Below are 1,507 nucleotides of genomic sequence, written 5' to 3' on the forward strand. Positions count from 1 at the left end.
GTTGATCTAGTTGTTCTTTTTGGTCTGTATTCATGATTCTACCGTTTAATTGTTTCTCTTTATTTTGCCTTAGCTAACGTTTTTAGTCTCTAAGCATTTCTACTTATTGCAAAATTGGGATGCTCCCTGCTAAAATGCTAAAACCATCAGGAAAGACATCTTAAGTCACTGGCCAAAGGTTGAGTTGACCTCTCTTTTAGACTATTGTTGGTCTCGGGGAATAGCGGTGGGATACTTTGATCATTTTCCTAACAAAACTAAGAAATTTGCTGGATTAATTCAATGGCATTCTACTTGTCCTGTAATTATTCTTAGTTCAAAACATCAACAGTCTGCAAGACTCGCTTTTAACTTAGCGCAAGAATTAGGACATTTAGCATTAGCACATCTAAAAGATGGGGTATTAGTTGATGAAGACATTACATTTGATAATGATAGCGAAGAAAAAGAAGCTAATCAATTTGCCACTGAATTACTCTTAGGTGATTGTGATAACTTCCTTGAAGATAGGAAATTCCCAAATACTGAAAAATTGAGTAAATATGTTCAAGAACATTTTATCTCTCATCATCCGGATATTGATATAGGTGCAATTATTCTGAACTATGGATGGCATAACAGGGACTACTTTGCTTTAGCCATGGCTACTTTAAAATTATTAGAACCCAACCCAAATGGCAATAAGATTATTAATGAATATTTGGCTAATAAGTTAGACTGGGATAAATTTGATGACGAAACCTACGAGTATCTAGAAACGGTGTTAGGAGTTTAACCTTGATAGGTTCTGTTTATTGTTTGGATAATGACATTATCCTAAAATTGGCCACCTGTGGCTTATTTGAGAAAACCCTCAATACCTTTGGAGTTGAAATTAATCAAGTTAAAATTCTTGAGACATTTAAATATAAACGCCAATTCAAGTTTGAATTGCATCACTATCTGATCTACCTTTATAGAATACCTCATTCGGGGTACGATAGTCAAGACATTTTCGAGGACGATTGTTAATCAAGTTTACGGCTCTTTCCACCTCCTCTGGCTTAACGATTTTAAAATTCGTTCCCTTGGGAAAAATTGTCTTAACAGTCCATTGGTATGCTCGTTTAATCCCCTCTCCCACGAATGATAAGGAGTAGCAAAATAAAAATCTGCTCCTAGTTTCTGACTCAACTCTTGATGTCCACAAAATTTTTTAACCTTGTCACAAGTAAAGGTTTTTCTTTGGTCAGAGTGAATCTCCTGACTGACGGACACAAGTGGGTCAAAACCTGACAAGACAAGGGTTGCCAAAAAGAAAAATATCTGGGTAGATAGGGAAAAAGCAAGAATCCCTACAAGATGAAAACCGAGAACAGAATCTTCTCCCAAGTTTATTCCTATCTAGAACAAGGAAGCCGATTTGTGGATAAAAGACATTTAACCGTCCTCAGTTGGATGGTGACAGCCCTACTCAGTAGTCAAAGTCTCAATCAAGCCAGATGGGAACCCTTTGTACAAAGCAGAG

The 1,507-nt window shown here is 36.5% G+C and carries 1 protein-coding gene and 1 pseudogene; one reads left to right on the forward strand and one right to left on the reverse strand.

All coding sequences use genetic code 11. From position 1 onward, the window contains the following. The first annotated feature begins 226 nt into the window (after window positions 1–226). Window positions 227–775 (forward strand): ImmA/IrrE family metallo-endopeptidase, encoded by a 549-nt coding sequence (locus IQ224_RS23435; RefSeq protein ID WP_230457594.1) that lies wholly within the window; start codon window positions 227–229, stop codon window positions 773–775. A 144-nt stretch (window positions 776–919) separates the two neighbouring features. Here the strand turns inward: IQ224_RS23435 and IQ224_RS23440 are convergent. After that, window positions 920–1,248, reverse strand: a pseudogene (locus IQ224_RS23440) (IS30 family transposase); the annotation flags it as partial. Window positions 1,249–1,507 lie beyond the last annotated feature (259 nt).

Origin of the sequence: Microcystis sp. LEGE 00066, from assembly GCF_015207925.1 — a bacterium.
GTDB lineage: Bacteria > Cyanobacteriota > Cyanobacteriia > Cyanobacteriales > Microcystaceae > Microcystis > Microcystis ichthyoblabe_A.